This window comes from Variovorax sp. P2_H12, assembly GCF_056403395.1.
Window position 1 is genome coordinate 1 of the sequence record NZ_JBFUFO010000349.1, and the last position, 349, is coordinate 349.

Annotated in this window: 1 protein-coding gene; it reads left to right on the forward strand. The window is 68.2% G+C overall.

All coding sequences use genetic code 11. From position 1 onward, the window contains the following. Window positions 1-150 precede the first annotated feature (150 nt). A partial coding sequence (locus AC1DYK_RS36420; RefSeq protein ID WP_478170693.1) for a DUF4240 domain-containing protein occupies window positions 151-349 on the forward strand: 199 nt, incomplete at its 3' end.

The window sequence follows — 349 nt, forward strand, 5'->3', positions numbered from 1 at the left end:
CTGGGGCATCATCCACAGGGCGCCAGCGGAGCCGGCGCGCGTCCCCAGGATCTCCCCCGGAACAGGCCTCAGACCGTCGACCACTCTGATCCGGGGACGTCGTGCCTGCCCGTGCCCTCGCGTCGGACCCTCATGGCAAGCTCTGCCGCCATGGACATACGGCAGTTCTGGAAGTTGATCGAGCAAGCGCGCCAGCAGGCACCCGCTCCGGCGGATCCCGAGGACATCGCCCAAGAGGTAACCGCCCTGCTCGCCGCCCGGCCGCTCCAAGAGATCACTGAAGTCCACCAAGCCGTGCACCAACTGCTTGCCGACTCCTACCAGGCCCCGCTCTGGGCCGCTGCCTACT